The sequence below is a fragment of the Sphingomonas sp. PP-CE-1G-424 genome, assembly GCF_004341085.1.
GTDB lineage: Bacteria > Pseudomonadota > Alphaproteobacteria > Sphingomonadales > Sphingomonadaceae > Sphingomonas.
Genome location: NZ_SLXW01000001.1, coordinates 465,933 through 483,371, shown reverse-complemented (window position 1 = coordinate 483,371; position 17,439 = coordinate 465,933). Strand labels below are relative to the sequence as shown.

The window sequence follows — 17,439 nt, the reverse complement described above, 5'->3', positions numbered from 1 at the left end:
AACCGATGACCACATGGCAGTTTTGGATCGACCGCGGCGGCACGTTCACCGACGTCGTCGCGCGGCAACCCGATGGTCGGATCGTCACGGCCAAGCTGCTGTCGGAAGATCCCGAACGCTACGGTGACGCGGCTGTCGAGGCGATCCGGCGGCTGACCAACGGGGCGGACGTGCCGCTCGAACTGCGGATCGGGACGACGGTCGCGACCAACGCGCTGCTCGAGCGCAAGGGCGAGCCGACGTGCCTCGCGATCACGCGCGGGTTCGGCGATGCGCTGCTGATCGGCCACCAGGAACGCTCCGACATCTTCGCGCGCGACGTGAACCGGCCACCCCCGTTGTTCGCGCATGTCGTGGAGATCGACGAGCGTGTCGGGGCCGAGGGCGATGTCCTCCGTCCGCTTGATACGGATGCGGCACGCGTGGGATTGCAGGCGGCATTCGAAAGCGGGCTGCGCGCCGTCGCGATCGTTCTGGTGCACGGCTACCGCTTCACCGCGCACGAGGAAGCGCTGGCGGCAGTCGCGGCCGAGATCGGCTTCACGCAAATCTCGGTCAGCCACCGCGTCGCGCCGCTCATAAAGCTGATCGGGCGCGGCGATACGACCGTCGTCGATGCGTATCTGTCGCCGGTCGTCGATCGCTACGTCGCGGGCTTGAGCGACGCGCTGGGGCAGGGCGCGCTGTTCATGCAGTCGTCGGGCGGACTGGTCGACGGCGCAGGCTTTCGCGGCAAGGACGCGATCCTGTCGGGCCCCGCGGGCGGCATCGTCGGCATGGCCGCGACGGCGCGCGAGGCCGGGTTCGAGCACGTCATCGGCTTCGACATGGGCGGCACCTCGACCGACGTGTCGCACTACGCCGGGACGTACGAACGCGACACCGAGACGCTGATTGCCGGCGCCCGCATCCGCGCGCCGATGCTGCGCATCCACACCGTCGCGGCGGGTGGCGGCTCGATCTGTCGGTTCGACGGCGAGCGGTTGATCGTCGGCCCCGAGAGCGCCGGTGCCGTTCCGGGCCCCGCATGTTACCGTCGTGGCGGGCCGCTTACCGTCACCGACTGCAACGTGATGCTGGGGAAAGTGCGCCCCGAGTTCTTCCCGGCGCTGTTCGGACCGGCCGGCGACCAGCCGCTCGACGCCGAGGCGGTGACCGCCCGGTTCGCGGAATTGCCGCTCGATCCGCAGGTCGCGGCGGAAGGGTTCGTCGCGGTCGCGGTGGCGAATATGGCGAATGCGATCCGGACGATCTCTGTCGCGCGCGGGCACGACGTGACGCGTTATACGCTTGCGTGCTTCGGTGGAGCAGGGGGGCAGCATGCGTGCCTCGTCGCCGATGCGCTGGCGATGGACCGGGTGATGATCCACCCGCTGGCCGGCGTGCTGTCGGCGTACGGCATGGGGCTAGCTGATCGCCGCGTGCTCCGTGAGGCGACCTCGGGTGCTGCGTTCGCGGACTATGCCGCGATCACGCAGGCGCTGGACGGTCTGGCGGAAGCAGCGCGCGACGCCCTGGTGGCGCAGTGCGTCACGGCGGACGACGTGCGGATCGAACGCCGCGTGCATCTGCGCCGAGGCCAGACCGACCACACCATCGAACTCGATCTCGACGACCCGGCCGCAATGATCGCCGCGTTCGACGCCGCACACATCGCGCAGTTCGGGTTCGCCAGCGAAGCACCGCTGATCGCCGACCGGATCGTCGCGGAGGCGATCGCCGAGAGTCCGCCGCTCGATGCCGCACTGGCCGCCTTCCCCGAAGAGCCAGCCGCGCCCCTGTCCGTCGCCCCGGTCTATATGGCCGGTGCATGGCACGACACGCCCGTCCTGGCGCGCGAAGGCCTGCCCGCCGGACACGCCATCGATGGCCCGGCACTGATCCTCGACAGCGTCTCGACCACCATCGTCGAGCCCGGCTGGCGCGCGCGCGTCGATCCGATCGGCAATTTGATCCTCGACCGCATCGCCCCGCGCGTCGGCGCGAGCATGGGCATCGAATCCGGCCCGGTCCGGCTGGCGATCTTCGCCGGTCTGTTCATGAGCATCGCCGAGGAAATGGGCGCCGCGCTCCAGCGCTCCGCCGCGTCGGTCAACATCCGCGAACGGCTCGATTTCAGTTGCGCGCTGTTCGACGCGCACGGCAACCTCGTCGCCAACGCCCCGCACATCCCGGTCCACCTCGGCTCGATGGGCGAGAGCATCCGCACGATCATCGACGCACGAGGCGGCGGTGCAGACGGCCGCGGTATCCGCCGCGGCGACGCCTACGCGCTCAACGCGCCGTATCGTGGCGGCACGCACCTCCCCGACATCACCGTCATCATGCCGGTTTTCGCGGATGACGGCGATGCGCCCGCGTTCTTCGTAGCGGCCCGCGGGCATCACGCGGACGTCGGCGGAATCACCCCAGGATCGATGCCGCCCGAAAGCCGCTCGGTCGAGGAAGAGGGCGTGCTGCTCGACGACGTGCTGGTGGTCGACGAAGGCCGCTTCCTCGAACCCGAACTCCGCGCGGTGTTCGCCGGCGGCGTCTATCCCTCGCGTAACATCGACCAGAACATCGCCGATCTCGCCGCGCAGTTGGCCGCCTGTACGCGCGGCGCGACCGGTCTCACGCGGCTGGCTGACGAGTACGGCACGGACGTCGTCGCTGCGTATATGGAGCACGTCCAGGCCAACGCCGACGCCGCTGTCCGCCGTCTGATCGCGACGCTTAACGACGGCGCGTTCGCCTACGGGATGGACGACGGCGCCGTCGTCCGCGTGGCGATCCGCGTCGATCACGGCGCCGCGACGATGGAGGTCGACTTCGCCGGCACCAGCGACCAGCGCCCGACCAACTTCAACGCCCCCGTCTCGATCGTCCGCGCGGCCGTGCTCTACGTCGTCCGTGCACTGATCGACGAGGCGGTACCGCTCAACGACGGCTGCCTGCGCGGTGTCACGATACGCGTGCCCGAAGGCTCGATGCTCAACCCCCGCTATCCGGCTGCGGTCGTCGCGGGCAACGTCGAGACCAGCCAAGTCGTCACCGACGCGCTGTTCGGCGCGCTCGGCGCGATGGCGGCGAGCCAGGGGACGATGAACAACTTCACCTTCGGCAACGACACGCACCAATATTACGAGACGATCGCCGGCGGTGCAGGCGCAGGCCCCGGCTTCGACGGCGCCTCGGTGATTCAGACGCACATGACCAACAGCCGGCTGACCGACCCGGAAATCTTCGAGACGCGCTTTCCCGTACTGCTGGAAGAATTCTCGATCCGCGCCGGCTCGGGCGGCGCGGGCGCGCATCACGGCGGCGACGGAGCGACGCGACGAGTCCGGTTCCTAGAGGACATGACCGCCTGCATCCTCGCCAACCGCCGCCGCGTGGCCCCGTTCGGGATGGCAGGCGGCAAAGACGGCGGGCTGGGCTCGGCAGCCGTCGAGCGCGCTGATGGCCACGTCGAGCGGCTCGGCTCGACCGCCAAGGTCGACATGCGGCCGGGCGATGTGTTCGTGATCGAAACACCCGGTGGCGGTGGTTTCGGACCCATTTGATCCGCTGTCCGATACGACGACCGGTTGCGGCAACGGGACGGACGCGTCACACACGGTCCGCACAAGATCACCGTGAAAGTGAAGCCCATGACCGCATCCCGTTCCCGCGCCCTGTTCGTCCGATTGCTCGCGGGATCGGTTCTCGCGATTGCGGCGCCGGTTGCCGCGCAGACGACCAACAACGCGCCCGGTGCAGCGGCGGCGAAGACCGCGGCCCCCAAGGCGCGGCCTTGGATGAACACCAAGCTCAATGCCGATGCGCGTGTCGACCTGCTCCTCAAGGAGATGACGCTCGACGAGAAGCTGCAACTCACCTTCGGTTATTTCGCGACCAACGCGGACTGGCTGAAGACGCCGGTCAAGAACTGGGTCTATCCGAAGGACGGCCTGCCCGCGTCCGCCGGGATCGTCCCCGGTATCCCGCGGCTCGGCATCCCGAACCAGTGGGAGACCGATGCCGGCGTCGGCGTCGCCAGCCAGCGCGGGCCGACGCCGCGCCTCCGCACCTCGCTGCCGTCGGGGATCGCGACCGCGGCGACCTGGAACCCCGAGCTGGCGCAGGCCGGCGGCGCGATGATCGGCCGAGAGGCGTTCCTGTCGGGCTTCAACGTGCAGCTCGCGGGCGGCATGAACCTGACGCGTGAACCGCGCAACGGGCGCAATTTCGAATATGGCGGCGAGGATCCGTTGCTGGCGGGCGTCATCACCGGCCACGAGATCAAGGGCATCCAGTCGCAGCACGTCGTCTCGACGATGAAGCACTACGCGTTCAACGGCCAGGAGACGAACCGCAACAACATCGATCACAAGATCGGCGAACAGGCGGCGCGCCAGTCCGATCTGCTCGCGTTCGAGATCGCCAACGAGGTCGGCCAGCCCGGCTCGGTGATGTGCTCGTACAACCGTGTGAACGGCCATTATGCGTGCGAGAACGACTGGTTGCTCAACAAAGTCCTGAAGCGCGACTGGGGCTTCAAGGGCTATGTCATGTCCGACTGGGGCGCGACGCATTCGACCAGCGAGGCCGCCAATGCCGGGCTCGACCAGCAGTCGGGCTGGGCGTTCGATCGCTCGGCGTACTTTGCCGATGCCCTGCGCGAGGCAGTCAACAACGGTCACGTCAGCGAAGCGCGCGCGACCGACATGGCGCGGCGCGTGCTGTGGGGAATGGTCTCCGTCGGGGCGTTCGACACGGTGGTGAACGGCGACCAGGCTACCAAGATCGACTACGCTGCGCATGCCGCGGTGACGCGCGCCGATGCGGAGGAAGGCATCATCCTCCTCAAGAACACCGCGGGTCTGCTGCCGATCGCCAAGTCGGCCAAGTCGATCCTGCTGATCGGCGCGCATGCCGATGTCGGCGTGCTGTCGGGCGGTGGATCGTCGCAGGTGTATTCGCACAATGCGCCGACCAACGGCCTGATCGTACCCGACGAATTCCCGAGCGGTTTCCCCGGCCCCAAGACCTATCACGCGTCGTCACCGATGAAGGCGCTGCAGGCGCGGACTGGCGCGACCGTGACCTATCTCGACGGCAAGGACGTCAAGGCCGCTGCCGCGGCGGCGCGGAATGCGGACGTCGTCATCGTGTTCGGCGAGCAGTGGACGGGCGAGTCGTTCGACGTCCCCGACCTGAACCTGCCGGCTGGCCAGAACGCGTTGATCGATGCGGTCGCGCGCGCGAACACGAAGACGGTCGTGGTTCTCGAAACCGGCGGTCCGGTGGTGATGCCGTGGCTCGGCAAGGTCGGCGCGGTGCTGGAGGCGTGGTACCCTGGTACGGCAGGCGGCGAGGCGATCGCGCGCGTGCTGACCGGCGAGATCAATCCGTCGGGCCACTTGCCGGCGACGTTCCCCGCGTCGCCCGCGCAGACGCCGCGGCCCAAGCTGGAGGGCGATCCCAAGCTCGACCGCGATTCGCATCCGATGGGCAATTACGACATCGAGGGCGCGGCGGTCGGCTACAAGTGGTTCGACAAAACCGGCGCCAAACCGCTGTTCCCGTTCGGCTACGGCCTGTCCTACACGAACTTCGCGATGACCGGGCTGACCGCGGCGCCCGCGGGCAAGGGCATCAAGGCGGACTTCACCGTCCAGAACACCGGCGCGGTGCAGGGCAAGGCGGTCGCACAGGTCTATGTGTCGGGCGCCGGCTGGGAAGCGCCCAAGCGGCTCGGCGCGTTCCGCAAGGTCGATCTCGCCCCAGGCAAGAGCCAGACGGTGTCGGTGACGATCGACCCGCGCCTGCTCGCGACGTTCGACGTCGCCAGCGGCGGTTGGAAGATAGCTGGCGGCGACTACAAGGTCATGCTGGCGACGTCGGCAGCGGATATCGTCCAGACCGCAACGGTCCGCGTGGCCGCGCAGACGCTCGACGCCCGGGGACGCTGAGCGGTTTCGGGGGGGGCGCGCGGCTCGGCGCGAACCCCCGGGACCAAAGACATGTTTCCCCGCGAAGGCGGGGAGCCAGACTGGGCTCCCGCCTTCGCGGGAGAGCAAGGGCAGGGTGCCGTACGACGATGAAGTCCAAACTGAACTTCGAGACGGCGTGGGCATCGCTCTAGTCCGGATCAGCGCAGTCTCCGCGGGTCGACCACGACGTATTTAATGTGCTTTCGGTCATAGGTGTAGGTAATCCGGACCAGCCCGTCGCGCGTCTGGATCACCGCGGGATAGGCATAGCCGTCGGGAAGCGGCTTGCTCTCCAGCGTCAGCACCGGATGCCAGCGCACGCCATCGTCCGACAGCGCGAGATTGAGCGGCCAGCGCGGTCCGTCGCCCGGACGGTCGGGCCAATGACCGCTGTGATTATACACGATCAACTGTCGCCCATCGCGCAACGTCACCGCATCGGTGCCCGCGTTCGGGTTGGGTAGGTCGATCGCGGCAAGCGGCGACCAGGTCCGGCCGGTATCCTTCGACCAGCTCATCGCCAACGCCCCCTGGCGCGTGCGGGCGACGAGTTCGAGCCGCCCGTCGGGATAGGACAGCACACTCGGCTGGATAGCCTCGATATGCATCGGCGAGGGGATTGGCGGCTCGACCGTCCAGTGCGCGCCGCGATCGGTGCTGCGTTCCATGCGGAGCGACCAGCGATTGGCCTCCGCGGTGCCCTCCTCGCGGCTCGACGGCGATAGCCAGCTGCCATCGCGGAGCACGACGGGCTTGTTCTTGATCGGGCCGAGGACGCCATCGGGCAGGCGCTCCGGCTTGCCCCAGTTACGGCCCTCGTCCGTCGAGCGGAGCATCATGCCCCACCAGTCACGCGGGTTCGGCCCGACCTTGTAGAACAGGCGGAGGTCGCCGGGGGCCGGCTGGAAGAGCACCGGGTTCCAGGTGGGAAAGCGGCGACCATCCGCGCCGATCCCGCTCGCCACCGGCTCGGGCGCGGTCCAACCGTCGCCCATGCCGTCGCCGTTGCGCGACGTCCAGATGCGGACATCGGCATTGCCTTCGCCCGATCCGGCGAACCAGGCCGCCATCAGGCTGCCGTCGGCGAGTTGCACGATCGTCGACGCGTGCGCCTGCGGGTAGGGGGCGTGCGCATCGATCAGTTCGGCGTCGAGGATCGCATCTGATGCGGCTGACCGCGCGGCAGTGTCGGGAGCGCCAGCCCCCGACAGCAGCGCTGCCAGCCCGATGATCGCCGCCTTCACGGGGACTTACGCCCGCCCGCGAATTGCCGCGATCCGCTCGTCGACGCGCCGTTCGAGGATGGTCAGCGGCATCGCGCCTTCGAGCAGGATGTCGTGGAACTGCTTCAGGTCGAACCGGCTGCCGAGCGCCGCCTTTGCCTTGGCGCGCGCGCGCGTCCACGCCATGTGGCCGACCTTGTAGCTGCACGCCTGTCCCGCCTGCGTGCAATAGCGTTCGACCTCGCGCAGCGTCCGCGGTCGCGCGAAGCCGGTCGTCGCGACCATATAGTCGGTCGCCTTCTCACGGCTCCACTGCTTGGCGTGGATGCCGGTATCCACCACCAGTCGCGTCGCGCGGAATAGGAACGACTGGAGATAGCCCGCACGCTCGAGCGGTGTCGCATAGGCGCCGAGTTCGTCCGCCAACTGCTCGGCATACAGCGCCCAGCCTTCCGAATAGGCCGAGAAGAAGCCGATTTTCCGGAGCGTCGGAATGTCCTTAGATTCCTGCGCGAGGCTGATCTGGAGGTGATGTCCCGGCACGCCCTCGTGATAGGTGAGCGACGGCAGCGTGTATTTCGGCCAGTCGCCAACGTCCTTCAGGTTGACGAAGTAGATCGCCGGGCGGCTGCCATCGAGCGAGGCGCGGTTGTAATAGCCGTTGGCGGCGCCGTCCTGGATCTCGACCGGTACCGCACGGATTTCGAGCGGCTGCGTCGGCACACGCGAGAACGCCTTGGGCAGCTTGGTGTACATCGCCTTGATGCCCTCGTTCAGCCCGGCGATCAGCTCGGTGCGCCCTTCAGCGGTGTTCGGGTACAGCTGGTCGGGCATGACGTTCAGCTTGGCGAGCCGCTCGCCGACCGTGCCGGTGGCATAGCCCTGGGACTTCAGAATGGTGTCGAGCTGCGCGGTGATCTCGGCGACCTGTGCGAGGCCGATGCGGTGGACCTCGTCGGGGCTCATCGTTGTCGTCGTGGCCTGGTTCAGCGCCATCGCATAGATCGCGTCGCCGTTCGGCACGCGCCATATCCCGTCGCCGGGCTTGGTAGTCGGCTTCAGTCGCTCGATCAGCGCGATCTGACGGTCGAGTGCGGGATAGACCTTGTCGTCGACGATCTTCGCGGCACGCGCCTGCCAGTCGCCGCTGAGGCCCTTCGCCGCGGCGCGCTTGACGAGCGACTGGACGATGCTCGACGTCGCCGCCGGCTGGCTACGCAGTTTGCGCATCTGGCCAAGCGTCAGGTCGAGCGACCAGCCGGGTGCCAGCAGGCCACGCGCCGCCTCGGCCTGCTGCATCGCGCTCTCCTGATCGAGCACGGTGCCGAACTGGTCGAGCCGCGCCAGATACGCCTCCGCATCGGGTGTCGCCGCGATCGTGTGCGCGGTGTTGAGGAAGTCGGGCACCTGGAAATAGGCGCCGCCCTGCTGGAAGATCCGGTAGGGGCGGATCGGGCTGTCCATGCCGAATCTTTCGGGCGCGGCGATCTGCGTTTCGAGCGAATAGCGGACGACCTCGAGGTTCAGTTTGGCGGCCGGCGACAGCGCCGCGCCGTCATAGCGCGCGAGGCTCGCGATCGCGGCCTTGGTCTCGGCGACATCGCTCGCGCGCTTCTCGGGGGTCCGCGGCGAAAGCTGGCTCTTGAGGGCTGCCAACGGTCCCTTGTCGAGGCCGAGCGAGGTCGCGAGCTCGGGCGATCGCGCGACGTTTTGCTGGAAGATCCGTTCGAAATCGGCGTTCAGCGTGGTGTCGCCGGTGGGTTTCGAGAAGGCGGCTGAGGGCAGCAAGGTGGTCGCGAGCGCGGCGACACCGCCCGAAGTGAGAAACTGACGACGATCCATGACGAACTCTCCCGTGATATGCTGCCTATCCTAGGCGAACATGACACGGCTTTGCCAGTTGGGCGTCGTCCAAATCTCGTCGCGACCGCGGGAACCACATCTGACGCTGGCGGTTCAAACAGGGAGACCGGCGGTGTTGTTGATCCACCCCCAACGACCCGTCGGTCGCCCGTGTGCGTATCGAGACCAGCCGTGCGAGATAGATCATCCAAGCCGTTCAACGATGGGCGCTTGCACGCGGTTGGCGAAACCTTGCGCAATTCGTGGCAGACGCCGACGGATACGATGATCACCGACGACCTGCCGACGTTGCTGACCCTGCTGTCCAAGGTGCCGAGCCGCCGTAAACGCCCGTGACGTATCTGTAACGAAAGCAGGTGCGGGCCGTCTTCGGTGCCCGCACCCGCTTTCGGTTACGCCTTGGCCTTCATCGCCTCGATCAGTTTCTTGACCTCCTGGCTGCGGCCGCGCGGCATGATCAGCACGTCGTTGCCGCTCGCGACCACGATCAAATCCTCGACGCCGACCAGCGACACGCGGATGCCGTCGCTGCGGACGAAGCAGTTCTGCGTGTCGATCGCCAGCACATCGCCGTCCTTGTCGCTGCGATGCGCGTTGCCGCTCGCGTCGCGATCGCTGATCGCATGCAGCGCGTCCCAGCTGCCGACGTCGTTCCAGCCCATCGCGACCGGCACCACCGCGACGCGGTCGGCCTTTTCCATGACCGCATAGTCGATCGAATCGTCCGGCGACGCGGCGAACGCGGCCGCATCGGGATAGACCCGCGTGCCCTCGATCCGCGCCTTGTCCATCGCCTCGCGCGTCGCGACCAGGATGCCGGGATGGAACTGCGCGAGCGCCTCGAGATAGGCGTCGGCGAGGAACAGGAAGATCCCGCCGTTCCAGGCATGATCGCCGCTCGCCAGCATCGACTGCGCCTTGTCGAGCGGAGGCTTCTCGACGAACCGCGCGACGCGATTGATGCCGGGCTGGAGCTCGTCGCCGATCTGGATCCAGCCATAGCCGGTCTCGGGGGCATCGGGCGCGATCCCGAAGGTCACGAGCCAGCCTTGCGCCACCAGCGGCATCGCCGCCTCGATCGCGGCGTGGAACGCGGCGACGTCGCCGATCACATGGTCGGACGGCATCACCAGCAGCGCATCGCCACCACCGCCCGCCGAGGCGGCCTTCGCTGCGAGCGCGGCCAGCGCGATCGCTGGCGCGGTGTTGCGGCCGGCGGGTTCGAGGATCAGCGCCTGTGGTGCGGCGCCGGCCTCGGCGAGTTGCTGCTCGACGAGCTCTGCATGGCGCGCATTGGCGACCACGATCGGCGCCGCATAGCGCTCGCCCAGCGCGCGCCCGGCGGTCAGCTGCAGCATCGTCTCGTCCGCGGTCAGCGCCAGCATCTGCTTGGGCATTTCGGGGCGCGACATCGGCCAGAGGCGGGTCCCCGAACCACCCGACAGGATAACGGGGACGATCTTACGTACGGTCATGAATCCTCCAGATTGCGCCGAGCTATAACGACGAGTCCGTGCCTGCCAATCGTATAATCGGTCAATTCGCTGCACGGTCTTCAGGGTTTTTTGGTATTTGACAGCGTAGCACTGGCCAGGTGTCGGTAGCATTTACAGATGATGTGTCGGGATAGCGTGCGATGATACGGCTCTTCAAACACTATGTGCCGCATGCCGTGCTGCTGCTCGGACTGGTCGATCTTGCCCTGCTGATCGCCTCCGCGGAGATCGGCTGGGTCGTTCGCGCGCATCAGATCGGCATGGCGGTCGCGCCGATCCATACGCGGATCGCGCAGTTGCTGACCTTCGCGATCGCGCTCCAGGTGTCGCTGGTCGCGGTCGGCGCGTACGGTGTGGCGTCGTTCCTGTCGCTGCGGTTCGCCGCCGCCCGGCTTGCGGTGGCGCTGGCGCTCGGTGTGATCGCGCTGTCGTTCATCTTCTTCCTCGTGCCCGCGCTGAGCTTCTGGCGGTCGAACCTGCTCTATTCGACGATCATTGCGACGGTGCTGCTGGTCACGGTCCGCGCGCTGCTCGGCAAGACGCTGGGGGGCGATACCTTCAAGCGTCGGATCGTCGTGCTCGGTGCCGGTGCCCGCGCCGCGCGGATCCTCCAGCTGTCCGAACAGCCGGGCATCAACTTCATCGTCGCCGATTTCGTCGCGATGGGCGAGCCCAATCAGGTGATCGGCGAGGCCAGGCCGCGCGCGGAAATTCCCAATCTGTCGGCGCATATCGTCGATCGCAACGCGAGCGAGGTCGTGCTCGCGCTCGACGAGCGCCGCAACGCGCTGCCGATGAAGGATCTGCTGCGGGTCCGTACCACCGGCGTCCAGGTCAGCGAGATCTCGACCTTTCTCGAACGCGAGACCGGGCGGATCGACCTCAAGAGCGTCAATCCGTCCTGGCTGATATTCTCCGACGGGTTCGCCTCGAGCCGGATGCTGTCGAGCGTCTTCAAGCGCGCCTTCGACATTTTCGCGAGCGGGCTGCTACTCGTCCTGACGTTGCCCGTGATCCTGCTGACCGCGGCGGCGATCAAGCTCGAATCGAAAGGCCCGGCGTTCTACCGCCAGCGCCGCGTCGGGCTGTACAATGAAGGGTTCGACATTCTGAAGCTGCGGTCGATGCGGCAGGATGCCGAGGTCGCGGGCACCGCGGTCTGGGCGGCAGAAGACGATCCGCGGATCACCCGGATCGGCCGGTTCATCCGGAAAGTCCGGATCGACGAACTGCCGCAGACCTGGACCGTGCTCAAGGGCGAGATGAGCTTCGTCGGCCCGCGTCCCGAACGTCCGCAGTTCGTCGAGCAACTCGAGGAGCAGCTGCCGTTCTACGCCGAGCGCCACATGGTGAAGCCCGGCATCACCGGCTGGGCGCAGATCAATTACCCGTACGGTGCGTCGATCGAAGATGCCCGGCACAAGCTCGAATACGACCTGTATTATGCGAAGAATTATTCGCCGTTCCTCGATATGCTGATCCTGTTGCAGACGTTGCGCGTGGTGCTCTGGCCGACCGGCGCGCGATGAGCGCCCCAATGAGCAAATCGTGAGCGGCGCGCTGATCCTGTGGGCGCACGCGCTGACCGCGCTGCTGTTCGGTACGCTGGGCCTTGCGCAACTGCGCGGCGGGCAGGGGGCGAACTGGGGGCTCGGGCGCTGGGCGCATCGTGCGTTCGTCGCCGCGCTGTTCGCGACCAGCCTGTGGGCGTTGGCGGTGGCGGGGATCGATGCGCGCGACGTCGCGACGCGGATCGCCGAAAGCGTTCGCAACATGGCGTGGCTGCTGTTCATGATGGCGCTTGTGCGGCACGATCGCGTCGGCAGCGTCTCGCTCGGCGCGGTGTACGGCGTGGTGATGATCATCGCTGGCGGTAGCGCAGTGCTCGCGGTGGTGCAGCTGGCGCCGGTCGACGCCGATGCGCGGGTCGCGCTGGAGTCGGCGCGGCTCGTGTTCCGGATGATGGCGGCGGTCAGCGCGCTGGTACTGGTGCACCATGTCTATCAGGCGGCGCCGGCATCGCGCGGCGGCGTCCGGCTCGTGATGCTGGCGGTGGCGGCGATGTGGGGTGTCGACCTCCTGCTGTTCGCCGCGCGCTATGTTCAGGGAGACTGGGTTCAGGGAGACTGGTCGACCGGCCTGATGATCCTCCGCGGCGTGGCGATGGCGGGCGTGGCAGTGCTTCTCGCCATCGCCGTCCACCGGCGTGGCGACTGGACGCTGGCGCTGTCGCGACCGATCGCCGTCCGGGCCTTGTCCGCGATCGCGCTCGTCCTGTACGCTGGCGCCACCGCGCTCGCGACCAGTATCGCGGCTAGCTATGCCGGTGGCTCGCTGCGGATCGTCCAGACCGCGATCGTATTCGGCGCGACCGCCGCGCTGCTGGCGCTGATCTGGACACCGTGGCTGCGCGCCTGGACCAAGGTGAAGGTCGCCAAGCATCTCTTTCGGCATCGTTATGATTACCGCGCGGAGTGGCAACGCTTCACCGATACGCTCGGCAAGCCGGGGGCTGGTGCGGAGTCGCTAGAGACCCGGGTCGTAAAATCGATCGCCGACCTGACCGATTCGCCCGGCGGCCTGTTGCTCGTTCCCGATAACGCCGCGCTCGTCATGGGCACGGGGTGGAACTGGACCGCAGGTTCCGACGGCCCGCCCCATGAAGAGCTGGCACGCTATCTGTCGGAGGATGCGCGGATCGTCGAGCTCGACGGCGTCCGCGCCGGAACCTGTTCCGCGGACGAGGCGGCGAGCGTTCCCGACTGGATCCGGGCATGTCCCGAAGCGTGGGCGATCGTACCACTGGTCCACGGCGGCGCGCTGGTCGGCGCGATCGTACTCGCGCGCCCGCCGGTCGACCGCGCGCTAGACTGGGAGGATTTCGACCTGTTGCGTGTCGCCGGGCGGCAGGCGGCAAGCTATCTCGCGGAGGACCGCGCGCATGCGGCATTGGCCGACGCAGCGCGGTTCGACGAGTTCAACCGCCGCTTCGCGTTCATTCTCCACGACATCAAGAACCTCGTCAGCCAATTGACGCTGGTCGCGCGCAATGCCGAGCGGCATGCCGACAATCCCGCGTTCCGCGTCGACATGGTCGCCACGCTCAAGGATTCGTCCGATCGTATGAACGCGCTTCTCGCCCGCCTGTCGCAGCATGGCCCGGTCCGCAACGAACCGCTCCAGCCGATCGACGTCGGCGCGATCGTCGATCGGGTCGTCGCCGGTCGCCGCGCACAGCATCCGATCGCCGCGCGTACGGTCGCTGCGTGCGCACTCGGTCATGTCGCACGGCTCGAACAGGTGCTCGGTCATCTCGTCCAGAACGCGATCGAGGCGAGCGGCGCGGGGGATGCCGTCCTGTTATCGGTCGAAACCATCGGCGATCACGTCGCGATCGATGTCATCGATCGCGGTTGCGGCATGACGCCCGGGTTCGTTCGCGATCACCTGTTCCGTCCGTTCGTCTCGTCCAAGCCGGCCGGGTTCGGGATCGGCGCGTTCGAGGCCCGACAGCTCGTCCATGCGATGGGCGGCACGCTTGAGGTCACCAGTCGCGAAGGCGAGGGGACCCGATTCCGCATCCTGCTTCGCGTCGCCGACAGACTTGAGGCAGCGGCATGAGCGACGACCGGACTTCGCGCGGCGCTACGCCCTTGCCCGTGCTCCTGATCGTCGAGGACGATGCCGGCCTGCAACGTCAGCTCCGCTGGGCGTATGAGGGGTATGAGATCGTCGTCGCCAGCGACCGGGCGCAGGCGCTCGACGCGATCCGTGCGCATGAGCCCGCGGTGGTGACGCTCGACCTCGGCCTGCCGCCCGATCCCGATGGGGTGACCGAAGGCTTCGCGACGTTGCGCGATATCCTGGCGATGAAGCCCGATACCAAGGTCATCGTCGCGTCGGGGCACGGCGCGCGCGAAAGTGCGCTGCAGGCGATCGCCGACGGCGCCTGGGATTTCTACGCGAAGCCGATCGATATCGACGCGCTCGGCCTGATCGTCAGCCGTGCCTTCCACGTTCATGCGCTGGAGGCCGAGAACCGTCGGCTGGCCGCGCGGATCGGTCCCGGCGGCTTCGGTGGCCTGCTCGCAGCGTCGCCTGAGATGGCGGTCGTCACGCGGACGCTGGAGCGAGTCGCACCCGCCAACGTCTCGGTGATGCTGCTCGGGGCGAGCGGGACCGGCAAGGAACTGCTAGCGCGCGGGCTGCACGATGCGTCGCCGCGGTCGCGCGGCAATTTCGTCGCGATCAACTGCGCGGCGATCCCCGAGACGCTGCTCGAAAGCGAATTGTTCGGTCACGAAAAGGGTGCGTTCACCGGCGCCGTCAAGACCACCGAGGGCAAGATAGAACAGGCCGCCGGCGGCACGCTGTTCCTCGACGAGATCGGCGACGTCCCGCTGGCGCTCCAGGTGAAGCTGTTGCGGTTCCTGCAGGAGCGCGTCATCGAGCGCGTCGGCGGGCGCAAAGCGATCCCGGTGGATACCCGTATCGTTTGCGCGACGCATCAGAACGTCGATGCGATGGTCGCTGCCGGACGGTTTCGCGAAGACCTGTATTATCGCCTCGCGGAGATCGTCGTGCGGATACCGCCTCTCGCCGAACGGACCGGCGACGCGGTATTGCTCGCGCGGCATTTCGTCACGCGCTACGCCAAGGCGATGAACCCCGTCGTCACCGGCCTCGCTCCCGACGCACGGGCTGCCATCGATGCCTGGGGTTGGCCCGGCAACGTCCGCGAACTCGAGAACCGGATCAAGCGCGCGGTCATCATGGCCGACGGCAAGCTCGTCACCGCCACCGACCTCGATCTCGACGGCAAAGGCGACGAGGCCGCCGCGCTCAATCTGCGAAGCGCGCGTGAACAGGCCGACCGCAAGGCGATCCGCCAGGCGCTCGCGCGCGCCGACGGCAATATCTCGAGCGCCTCGCGGTTGCTCGGGATTAGTCGGCCGACGCTGTACGACCTGCTGAAAAGCTACGACCTGCATGGCTGAGTCGATCTATCCGCTGTTGCGTCGGCGTCGCCGCAAACGCCGGTCCCGGATGCCCAAGGCGTTTGCCGGCAACCGCGCACGCGTGCTGGCGATCGGCCTGCTGTGCGGCGTGGTCGTACTGATCGGCCTTGCGACGGCGATGCGACCGGCGCCGCCGACCGCCGGTCAGTTGCTCGCCGACAGCCTGAAGACGCTCGATGCGGGCAATTACAGCGCGGCGCGGACCAATGCGCAGAAGGCGATCGCCGCGGACCCGAATCTTGCGATCGCACATGCCGTCCTGGCACGTGCATTTCTCGAGCTGGACGACGGCGTCGCGGCGGAAACCGAACTTGCCGCGGCGATCGCCGCTGGGTTCCCTGCGGATCGCCTGCACCAGCTTTCGGCGCATGCCCGCCTGTTGCGCGGCGATCCCGTGGGCGCGATCGCCGAAGCGGCACAGGCGCAACCGCGCTATGCGGGGTACGCCACGCGGGTTCGGGCACGGGCGCTCGCCGCGCAGGGACATCCCGGTGACGCGGTGGCGGTTCTTCAGGCGCTGCTCGGGCGCGCGCCGACCGATGCGGCGGCCTGGACCGATCTCGGCCGCTTGAGTTTGACTGGTGGCGACGTCGGCGGTGCGACGATCGCGGCGACGAATGCGGTATCGCTGGACCGGCGCAGGCCGGCGGCGCTGATGCTCCAGGGTGACGTCGTCCGCAGCCGCTACGGCCTCGTCGCGGCGCTGCCCTGGTTCGACGCGGCGTTGCAGCGCGATGCCTATTATCCCCCGGCGCTGATCGACTATGCCGCGACGCTCGGCGATGCGGGGCGCAACGTTGAGATGCTCGCCGCCACCCGCCGCGCGCTGCTCGCGCGTCCCGGTGACCCGAACGCATTGTATCTCCAGGCGGTGCTCGCCGCGCGCGCTGGGCGAATCCCGCTTGCTCAGGCGCTACTGGAAAAGACAGATGGCGCGGTCGACGACATGCCTGGCACGCTCTTGCTCAAAGGGGACCTGGACTATGCGCAAGGGCGGTTCGCGCAGGCGGCGGTGCAGTGGCGCAAACTCGTGCAGATGCAGCTGTCCAACGTCGCCGCGCGCCAGTTGCTGGGTGTCGCGTTGCTTCGCGCGGGGAATGCCGGTGGCGCGATCGCTGTCCTGCGACCTATCGCTGCCCGTCCCGACGCCGACAGCTATTCGCTCACCCTGATCGCGCGCGCGCTCGAGGCGGTCGGCAACCGGATTGGGGCAGCGACCTTTCTCGATCGCGCGGCGGCGGCGCCGGTATCGTCCTCGCCGATCGCTCTGGCGGGTCGTCCCGTCGCGCGCGTTGTCGCGACGCCCGGCGCGCCCGCGGCGCAGCTTGCGCTCGGCGATTCGCTGGCGGCGGCAGGACGCTATGGAGACGCCGCGCGCGCCTACACGCAGGCCGCCGATCTGTCGTTCGACGAGCCGACGATGCTGCGTCTGGTCGATGCGCTTGCCCGTGCCGGCCGCGCGCAGGACTCCGCGACGACGCTAGTCCTGTACCTGTCGCAGAATCCGCAAAGCCTCGTGGGCGCGCGGATGCTTGGTCATCGCCAGGTGGCGTCGGGCGAATGGGACCGCGCGATCGACACGCTCGAAAGCGTCCGCGCCCGCGTCGGCAACCAGGATGGCGGCGTCCTCGCCGATCTCGCGCTGGCCTATGCGGGCAGCGACGACGGCGCGATCGCGGTCCGCTATGGGCGCGCCGCCTATGCGCTGTCGCCGATGCGCGCGGCGGCCGCCGATGCTTATGGCATTGCGCTCGCCGCGAACGGCGATCTGGTCGGCGCCAGGCAGTTGCTGGTCAAGGCGACGCAGCTTGCGCCCACCGATGCCGCGATCGCCGGACATCTTCGCCAACTCGGGTGAATGCTTGTCTCCGGCGTTTCGCGC

10 protein-coding genes are annotated in these 17,439 nt (G+C 67.9%); 7 read left to right on the top strand and 3 right to left on the bottom strand.

Features of this window, described 5'->3' with window-relative positions; all coding sequences use genetic code 11:
* The first annotated feature begins 5 nt into the window (after nucleotides 1-5).
* Nucleotides 6-3,545: a hydantoinase B/oxoprolinase family protein gene (locus C8J43_RS02210; RefSeq protein ID WP_133029547.1), complete on the top strand. Its 3,540-nt coding sequence runs from the start codon at nucleotides 6-8 to the stop codon at nucleotides 3,543-3,545.
* Between the two features lie 87 nt (nucleotides 3,546-3,632).
* Complete coding sequence (locus C8J43_RS02205) at nucleotides 3,633-5,936, top strand: glycoside hydrolase family 3 C-terminal domain-containing protein (protein ID WP_133029546.1); 2,304 nt, start codon at nucleotides 3,633-3,635, stop codon at nucleotides 5,934-5,936.
* A gap of 179 nt (nucleotides 5,937-6,115) precedes the next feature.
* Here C8J43_RS02205 and C8J43_RS02200 read toward each other — a convergent pair whose 3' ends face one another.
* Nucleotides 6,116-7,201, bottom strand: coding sequence for a sialidase family protein (locus C8J43_RS02200; RefSeq protein WP_243645368.1), 1,086 nt, complete (start codon nucleotides 7,199-7,201; stop codon nucleotides 6,116-6,118).
* Between the two features lie 6 nt (nucleotides 7,202-7,207).
* On the bottom strand, nucleotides 7,208-9,022 hold the full coding sequence (locus tag C8J43_RS02195) for a DUF885 family protein (protein WP_133029545.1): 1,815 nt from the start codon (nucleotides 9,020-9,022) through the stop codon (nucleotides 7,208-7,210).
* Nucleotides 9,023-9,214: 192 nt separating this feature from the next.
* Here C8J43_RS02195 and C8J43_RS21760 point away from each other — a divergent pair, with 192 nt between their 5' ends.
* Nucleotides 9,215-9,379, top strand: coding sequence for a hypothetical protein (locus C8J43_RS21760; protein ID WP_165899511.1), 165 nt, complete (start codon nucleotides 9,215-9,217; stop codon nucleotides 9,377-9,379).
* A gap of 56 nt (nucleotides 9,380-9,435) precedes the next feature.
* Here C8J43_RS21760 and C8J43_RS02190 read toward each other — a convergent pair whose 3' ends face one another.
* Entirely contained in the window at nucleotides 9,436-10,518 is a 1,083-nt protein-coding gene (locus C8J43_RS02190) for a mannose-1-phosphate guanylyltransferase/mannose-6-phosphate isomerase (protein ID WP_133029544.1), read from the bottom strand.
* Nucleotides 10,519-10,679: 161 nt separating this feature from the next.
* Here C8J43_RS02190 and C8J43_RS02185 point away from each other — a divergent pair, with 161 nt between their 5' ends.
* The 4 genes from C8J43_RS02185 to C8J43_RS02170 are packed head-to-tail and all read left to right on the top strand — an operon-like array spanning nucleotide 10,680 to nucleotide 17,415.
* Nucleotides 10,680-12,068, top strand: a complete 1,389-nt coding sequence (locus C8J43_RS02185) for a TIGR03013 family XrtA/PEP-CTERM system glycosyltransferase (RefSeq protein WP_133029543.1) — start codon at nucleotides 10,680-10,682, stop codon at nucleotides 12,066-12,068.
* 19 nt (nucleotides 12,069-12,087) lie between these two features.
* On the top strand, nucleotides 12,088-14,160 hold the full coding sequence (prsK, locus tag C8J43_RS02180; protein ID WP_133029542.1) for an XrtA/PEP-CTERM system histidine kinase PrsK: 2,073 nt from the start codon (nucleotides 12,088-12,090) through the stop codon (nucleotides 14,158-14,160).
* Nucleotides 14,157-15,536, top strand: a complete 1,380-nt coding sequence (gene prsR / locus C8J43_RS02175) for a PEP-CTERM-box response regulator transcription factor (protein ID WP_121905160.1) — start codon at nucleotides 14,157-14,159, stop codon at nucleotides 15,534-15,536. The genes prsK and prsR overlap by 4 nt, the downstream gene beginning before the upstream one ends.
* Nucleotides 15,529-17,415, top strand: coding sequence for a tetratricopeptide repeat protein (locus C8J43_RS02170; RefSeq protein WP_133029541.1), 1,887 nt, complete (start codon nucleotides 15,529-15,531; stop codon nucleotides 17,413-17,415). Before prsR ends, C8J43_RS02170 begins: the two co-directional genes overlap by 8 nt.
* Nucleotides 17,416-17,439: the final 24 nt, after the last annotated feature.